The organism is Ruoffia sp. FAM 24228, from assembly GCF_045528575.1.
Lineage (GTDB): Bacteria > Bacillota > Bacilli > Lactobacillales > Aerococcaceae > Ruoffia > Ruoffia halotolerans.
This window is the reverse complement of record NZ_JBGQQZ010000089.1, coordinates 1-8,058: the sequence shown is the minus strand read 5'-3', so window position 1 is coordinate 8,058 and position 8,058 is coordinate 1. Positions and strand designations below refer to the sequence as shown.

At 32.6% G+C, this 8,058-nt stretch carries 6 protein-coding genes; 3 read left to right on the top strand and 3 right to left on the bottom strand.

Annotated elements, in window-relative coordinates:
• A partial coding sequence (locus ACEN33_RS11415; RefSeq protein WP_407095144.1) for a CHAP domain-containing protein occupies positions 1 to 1,259 on the top strand: 1,259 nt, incomplete at its 5' end.
• Between the two features lie 161 nt (positions 1,260 to 1,420).
• Here the strand turns inward: ACEN33_RS11415 and ACEN33_RS11410 are convergent.
• Both ACEN33_RS11410 and ACEN33_RS11405 read right to left on the bottom strand, forming a co-directional pair.
• The gene (locus ACEN33_RS11410) at positions 1,421 to 1,726 is read right to left on the bottom strand and encodes a DUF5960 family protein (RefSeq protein ID WP_407095143.1); all 306 of its coding nucleotides are present in this window, start codon (positions 1,724 to 1,726) and stop codon (positions 1,421 to 1,423) included.
• A gap of 982 nt (positions 1,727 to 2,708) precedes the next feature.
• Positions 2,709 to 4,229, bottom strand: a complete 1,521-nt coding sequence (locus tag ACEN33_RS11405; protein ID WP_407095142.1) for a DNA/RNA helicase domain-containing protein — start codon at positions 4,227 to 4,229, stop codon at positions 2,709 to 2,711.
• 547 nt (positions 4,230 to 4,776) lie between these two features.
• On the opposite strand from ACEN33_RS11405, the gene ACEN33_RS11400 reads away from it, so the two are divergent.
• Positions 4,777 to 5,103, top strand: coding sequence for a hypothetical protein (locus ACEN33_RS11400; protein WP_407095141.1), 327 nt, complete (start codon positions 4,777 to 4,779; stop codon positions 5,101 to 5,103).
• Positions 5,104 to 5,574: 471 nt separating this feature from the next.
• Here the strand turns inward: ACEN33_RS11400 and ACEN33_RS11395 are convergent, their stop codons facing one another.
• Entirely contained in the window at positions 5,575 to 6,642 is a 1,068-nt protein-coding gene (locus tag ACEN33_RS11395; protein WP_407095140.1) for an HpaII family restriction endonuclease, read from the bottom strand.
• A gap of 120 nt (positions 6,643 to 6,762) precedes the next feature.
• Here ACEN33_RS11395 and ACEN33_RS11390 point away from each other — a divergent pair, with 120 nt between their 5' ends.
• Positions 6,763 to 7,743: a DNA cytosine methyltransferase gene (locus ACEN33_RS11390; protein ID WP_407095139.1), complete on the top strand. Its 981-nt coding sequence runs from the start codon at positions 6,763 to 6,765 to the stop codon at positions 7,741 to 7,743.
• Positions 7,744 to 8,058 lie beyond the last annotated feature (315 nt).

The window sequence follows — 8,058 nt, the reverse complement described above, 5'->3', positions numbered from 1 at the left end:
CCGTTCCCGTTGGCTACATGGTTAAGTATAGTGATGATTGGTGCGATGCATTTGTCAGTTTCATTGCTGATAAGACCCAAACAAGTGAGTTGATAGGTCGTGAATGCGGCGTTCAGCGTCATATTAAAATTTTTGAAAAATTAGGGATATGGCGTGGAAAAGAATTTCCTAAAATGGGCGACGTTGTCACATTTGACTGGGATAATAATGGATGGGCGGATCATATAGGTTTTGTAGAAAAAGTTGAAGACAACAAGATTACTACTATAGAGGGTAATAGCAATGGCCGGGTAGAGCGTAATACATTTATGTGGAACGATAGCCGGATTAAGGGCTATGCTCGACCAAAGTATAAGATTGTAGGCGAGGTTAAAAAGTCGATTGAAGTCCTTGCTAACGAAGTGATTGCTGGAAAATGGAGTTCTGGCCAAGCTCGAATAAGTGCACTCTTAGCTGCTGGTTATGATGCGACAGTCGTTCAAGCGAAAGTAAATGAGTTATTATCGCCGTCTGTTGATAAGCCTATGGATAATGATGCGCTGGATGGTATCTCTTATAATGGCGCTAACTTATCACAAGTGCATATTGAAAAGATTATTACACTAGCAAAGCATTATGACATCCTACCAAGCTTGCTGATTGTGATGCTTCACTTTGAAGGCGTTTGGGGTAATTCAAACGTGGCCAGGATTGATAATAATTGGGGCGGAATGACATGGTCTGATTCTTACATAGGGAATCCAGCTATTAGAAAAATAAAGGGAAGTAAACGTCCAGCAAATGAGGGTGGCAATTATATCCATTACTCGAGTGTTGAAGACTTCTTGGATGATTGGGTTTATCTACTTCGTTCAGGAGGTACTTATAAAGTAAGTGGTGTAAGGAACTTTGAAGGTGCTGTAAAAGGGTTATTTAAAGTAGGTGGAGCTAAGTATGATTATGCTGCTTTGGGGTATTCTGATTACTCAGAACGTATCATTGCTCGTAAAAATAGTATCGATAAGTCTAATCCTGGTATATTAGACAAAATAGACAAAGAGTTTATTGCTGAAAAGCAGATGGAGAAAGTTCAAAAGAAACTGAAGGTGTCAGAGAATGCTATTCATTGGTATACCGGCGAGCTGATTCCTCCTTGGGTAAAGGACTTAGAGTTTGAATTGATTGAAGAAAAAGAGGTCACTCAGAAAGTATATTTACTTGGTAATGACGGTATTGCTATTGGATGGATAGTTGAGTCAGATATTATTAAAACCTCTTAAAGCGTTGCTAATTGCTTAAAAAAGGAAGCTCAATTATTAAGCAAATCCCCCAACCCATTAGCTCCGCTTTTGTTTCGCTCTCGTGGCCGCTTCCCACCCTTCGGGTTCCAGCCGGACTCGATCGAACCAACGCTACACTAATGGGTTGGGGGATTTTAAAGTTAAATAGAATTATATTTCTTATCAAATGAATGACCTAGGTATTCGTAAGTCCTGATTTGATTATTTTCCTTTTTCATTCGGACTTTAAATATAAAAAAGTGATTTCGATGATCTTTAGCATTTGAATAAGGTAACCTGAAATAGCTGACTTGTGACTCACTCATCGTAAATAATATACTTTCGGATAGAAATGGAAGAGGGATGACTAACGCTGAATAATTGTAAAAATCATCCCTGAATTGGTTGTAGTTATCACTAAAATAATCGAATTGAACACTAGCCATTATTAACTTTCTCATATCCATAATTAAATAGCTCCTTTTAGATTTGTTAAATCATTATACGAACAAATGTTCTTATTTTCAAGTTAAAATCTAATTAAGGAGATTCATTGACTGTTCTTCGAACAATCAATTTTGAAACTGTTTTAAAGAATATAAAAGCATAAGAATAAGACATACGCAAAGACCGCGTGAGTCTTACTTAATGTAGCGTAGTACTAACGAAGTCTATCGACCTCGTTAGTATATGTGAGTATTAGGTCGAATTTGTCAAAGAACGACAAAATCGACAGAGAAAAGAGAGTTAACTGAAGAAGGTTACTCCCCCCACCAACCCCAACTCCATTCATCGTCTCGGTTTCGTGGCCGCTTCCCGCCGTGCCGGCTCCAGCCGGACGAAACCAACCAATTCATTCCATTGGGGTTGGTGGGGGGAGGTTGAAGATAGTAGTTGGATGAAATTAGTAATTTGAATGAATGATGCGAACGAGTTCAGCGTTAGCTGATCTCGTTCGCATCATTTACACAGATTAATTACAATAGTCGACTCGTGAGCTTTAGCTGACGAGTCTTTAGTTTTGGTTGTTATGCCATTTCAATTTAACTATTCGGCTTTATGCCGTCTAGTTAACCCTCATATTACTTATGGGCGCTCGTAGAGCGTCCATATTCACTCATTATCAAAATCATAAGAATAATCAAGAAGACCCATTGGATGTTCTCCGAACATCCAATTTTGAAACAATATTTAGAAATAGATGAGTATAGCCAGTAGATACATGGAAAGATAGTGTGAACCATTAATTAATATACGAGGTATCTTTGAGTCGGTGGCAGTTAACACTGTAATCATTATCGAAGGCAATATGCTTATCTGATGAGTATCTAAAGTTGGTCACAAATCGCATGACTTAAATAACAGTTATATTCAAGGGTTTGTACGTCCTTATTACGAAAATAATTGAGCCTACAATTCAAATAACTGAATTGTAGGGCTTTTTGTATATTATAAAGTGTCTAGGATGGATGTTATTTTTCGGAAAACATCTGGGTTGTCAATAATAATTAGTGTTAGCTTTTTACGTACTCTTGTAATGTTTTGATAAAACATATTATCTGAAGAGTAATAACTTTCGTTTGTACCGATTAAACGATAGTGCGTACTTTCTTCCCTATATTGAAAATTCTTATCAATAATTATTGCCACATTATCGAATTCCTGACCAATGGCTTTATGTGAATTAAAATCACCTCTAGGAGTATTATCAAAAGGATCCGAGTTTTTACGACTAGTAGTATATCCCAAAATAGTGAAGCCTTTGGATCTTAGATGTCTAAAGTGAAAACTTGCAAAATCTACATTTGGAAAGTACTTTATGTCTATATTTTTATTACTATTACTTACCAAGAATTCGGGAGTTATAGTAAATGGAATTCGAGTTAGCTTAGTAATAAAAGAAGCCATCTGAGAATTATTCCTAAATTTCGTTGACAGCTTAAATTCATGAATATCTTGTTTACTTTTATTTTCTATTAATTTTAAAACCTCTTCGGGATTTTCTCCCGATATTAATGTTTGATCAGAATCCATAAAAATGATTAATTTTGCATTTAATTCATTAACTTTACTGACTATGTTTTCTAATTGATAAATGTTTATTCTTTGAGTTTCATCTATAAAAATATATTCTGGATTCGGCGTTAGACCGTCAAAATAATTCTTTATGGGCAGGATATTAAATCCTTTATCAAGAAGTTTATTATGACCATCGTTTAGAATTCCAGTGTGAATAATTAATATTTTATCTGTGTCATGGTTTTGGTAAAGTGTATTGGCAATATCTAACATTAAGAGGGACTTACCAGTGCCTGGTCGTGCATTTATGATAAAAAAGAACTTGTCTGATTTAATTATTTCTTTCTTTAGATTTTCTTGTTGTGGGCTAAGAAGATATTTTCCTTCTAAAAATTTTTCAGTATCATTAAAAGGAGACACTAAGTAATTAGATACATCGAACATTTCTAACATTTGTTCATAGTTTAAGAAAGTATATACTTGTTCTTTCAAAATATTTATCAATGAATCTCCTTGTTGTTCAGAAATAAAAGTAAGTGAGTTTTCATTTTCTTTCACGTATCCCATAATAACATCATCAGTTTCTGCGTTATACGAAAAGTAATAAGTAGGAGTATCCAAATATTTGAGATAGAAATAATTTTTTTGAAGTTGTTTAATTTGTTTTTCGTAAGTGCTGGAACTTTTTAATTCAATGTTAATATTATAATTTGTTCCTAGTCTCAATAAATCAAATTCTTTTCCTAGTTGTTTAATTTCGAAACCGAAACAAAAGTCATTTGTACTTGCATAAAATTCACGTGGCTTCATTTTTAAAGCAAGTAGATATTTTGTGAATTTATTGAAAGTATCAAATTCAGTTTCACTTTTGAAATCAAAACCTTTTGATTTTAAAAATTGTAAATCTTTGTCTATAGATTTTGCGTAAAATTTTAATGATAAGAAATCCATGAAATCCCTCCAAAAAGTTAATACTATTAGTATAGTACATATTCGATATGCATACTTAAAAATATTTATAAAAAGAATATTATCACTAAAAAACATTCTGAAAAATTGGAAATGATAGTAGAAATTATTGGGCTTAATTTAGACATTATTTAATGTGAATCTTCCTTAAACAAAGTGGATATGGTGCAATATAAATACCAAGAGTACGTAATAAACACGATTTGTAATAACTTAATATCTGAACAGAATTTTAATGTAATAATAACGAAGATTTCGACCTTGTTATTATATGTGAGTATTACGTCGAATTAGTCAAAGAGCGACTAAATAACTAGAGAAAAGTGAAATAGCTTTAGTTGATGAGTCTATTGATTAAGCTATCGTACACACTACAAGTTTTTAGGGCCACATACCATAAATTCAGATAAAAAGCTATCCAAAAATTTTTGGATAGAAATTACGGACATCTTGTATTATGATAGAAGTATCTTATAAAAATAATATATAGACCATTGCAAAAAATATTATTTCTAGTTAGGAGAATATGATGTACTTTAATCGTGTCTGCATAAAAGGAATTATTCGGAAATTTGATTACATAATAACCAACGTTGAATTGACTTATTTTAAAGGAGTATTGATTAGAGGTACACAGAAGAAAATTCGCTTTAAGAAAAAAGAATGGTTTAATCTATCTAGCAGCAAGACGACTGAACCAATTGAATTTAAATATATAGGAGTAGTCCAACCGGATGATAAAAGTAAAAAATCATTAAATTATTATGCATTTAAACCATCAGAAATTATTAACTTTAAATCAGACCCAGATACATTAATAGATTTTTTTACAATTAAACGCCGAAGAGTAATTTAGAAAAGAATATTAAAGTGAATTGTTATTAAAAATGAACCGAAGTTTGCACTGAAAAATTTAGATAAAGTTGATAAGAATATAGGGATGCTATTTCCTGTATCCTTAGTTATTCTGAATTGAGTTACGAAGATATTAGCCTTGGAGCTTTGCTCCAAACCCCACCAACGTCCCGTTGGATTGGGCCTCAGGAAAGTTATTTGATTGAATTGCATTATTTTTGACTCGGTGATATTAAAACATCTATAACTCCCGGCGTCATAGATGTATAGCAAAATTTAAAAGCAGTAGCAAGGGTAAATGCACGACTTCGTCGCCCTTGCTACTGCTTTTATATTTTGCTTAATTTACTTAGTGCAGACGGGAGTTATAGATGATAGATAATCATTCGAAACTAAGGTAATATTTATTTTATCGATAACTTGATGACAAAAATGAATAATTATTAGAGAAAATAAAGAAAAAGACAAGTTATTAACTTGTCACAAATCGGATTTGGAGAGCTAAATCAATATACTGTTTATATTTTTCTTGATAGATTGTACCTGTGTTATATCTCGAAGTACTTGCTGTTTCAAATCGAGTATTGTTATAAAGATATTTTTTTAATTCATTTCGTTCATATAAATGATAACAAAGCACTTCTGAATTATCTTTAACAATTATATAACCTCCATTCGCATCATCAAATCCGTACCATGGAGTCATGGGCATCATACCCAAAGCACTAGCGACTAAAAGTTCAGTTATCTTATATTCAATCAAGTCTTTATCTTTAGATTGAGTATATTTTATATAACTTTGAACAGAAAGATCCAACTTTTTGTTTTTAACTAAATAACCGTGCGCAAATACTTCAGAAAGTATTTTAGGAAGTTTGAAATCAATCATTTGAAGATTTTTTTTAAAGACGTCACTTGAAATTTTGTTATAGACTAATTGAGAGCCATTATTATAAATTGTTTGAATCATACTATCTAGCCATCCAGTTGGTCTGGATTCGAAGATTTCTTTAATATCATCAATTATATTCTCACTTAAGGCAGGAGAAATTTCATAAGTGAATTTAGTACCATTTGATGCATTTAATAATGTTGGTGCACCGCCTATATACGATTTAACGGAAAAAGAATGGGTTGGAGTATGACCAGTTAATGAGTCGTGAACCTTTAAGTTAATATCACCCTTGATTCTTGAACTTTCTTTAATATTAGTTATGTGTAGATTATTAATAATAGGTTCTACTGTAGGTATTTCAAAGGTACCTTTCCCTTCCTTAATTTGTTTAAACATCTGATCTAAGATTGCATCGATATTAGAAATGGGAACTTGTATATCATCATTATTAATAACAAAAGTAATAGACTCTGAATTTACATCACGAGTATATTCAATATCTTTTTTTATTGCAGATAGAATCGAGTAATACTTGTTTATATTCTTTTTGCCTTCATCATCGGCAGCATAAAGTTTGCCCGAAGCTAATATTTTTAGAAATGCATAAAATTCTGCCCATTCCCCTTTATTGACTTTATTTACCATTATTGGACTCCTTCACAATTCTTATAATATTAATATATTATCATAAAATTTAATTAATTGAAGACGACCATTAGTTCTGGTACTATAGGTAAAGTATAAAAGATAGAAAAGAGGTGTAGCATGTCTCGAAATAATTTAGAATTTATAGATTTGTTTGCAGGAATAGGTGGAATTCGTCAAGCTTTTGAGGATGAGAATACACATTGTGTATTTAGTTCTGAATGGGATAAATTTGCACAACAAACTTATGAGGCCAACTTTGGCGAAATCCCTGCAGGTGATATAACAGAGATAGATGCTGCTGATATACCAAATCACGATATTTTAGTAGGAGGATTTCCTTGTCAACCTTTTTCTATGATAGGAAAGCGTGAAGGGTTTGAACATTCTACACAAGGCACGTTGTTTTTTGATATACTTAGAATTTTACGTCACCATAAACCAAAGGCGTTTTTGTTAGAAAACGTACAAGGGTTATTGACTATTCAAGGTGGGGAAACATTTAGAATTATTTTAAAATCTTTAAATGACCTCGGGTATGATGTTTCTTATGAAGTTCTTGATGCACAAGACTTTGGATTACCCCAAGTAAGAAAACGTGTTATTATTGTTGGATTTAGAGAAGAATTAGAGATTTCTACTTTTGTTTTTCCAGAAGGAGAAAAAACAAAGGTTCCAGTAAATTCAATACTAGAAACTGATATTTTTCCGGAAGGATATTCAATTTCCAAACATCTACAGGAAAGTTACCTATATAAAAAAGATGACGGCAAACCAGAAGTTGTTGATGAAAATTCAACCATCCAGGTTAAAACCTTATTATCGACTTACCACAAAATTCAAAGATTAACTGGGACTTTTGTAAAAGGCGGAGAAACAGGACTGAGGTTGTTGTCGGAGTTAGAATGCAAAAGATTGATGGGATTTGATGAGGAGTTTATTATTCCAGTATCAAGAACTCAAATGTACAGACAATTTGGTAATTCAGTTGCTGTTCCAGTAATTAAAGCAGTAGCCGATCGAATGAAAGAATACTTGGATGATCCTAATACTGAATATGTTGACAATAGAATCATACAAACCGAGCTTGTGTTGAAATAAAAGATACTGAATGATTATTTTGAAGTTTGTTAGCTTGGTTTTTTAGACATAAGAGAACTTGCGATTTCCAAAAGGAATGAACAAGTTCTTTTTTATTTAATCTATTTTTAGAAACTGGAAGGGTAACCTATTTCTTTATTAAAAGTAGTATAGTTTATATATAAAATATTCGGAATTAACAATTGAAAGGGAGCGTCAAGAAGTTTGTGTAAATAAAGAATTCCTTCTGTAAAAAAATCAGCTCTCTGCTAGTGTTCCAAACATTTCCCATAGCTCTGCTTCAGCTTGCTGGAAACCGCGGTGGCTTCGGGTTAA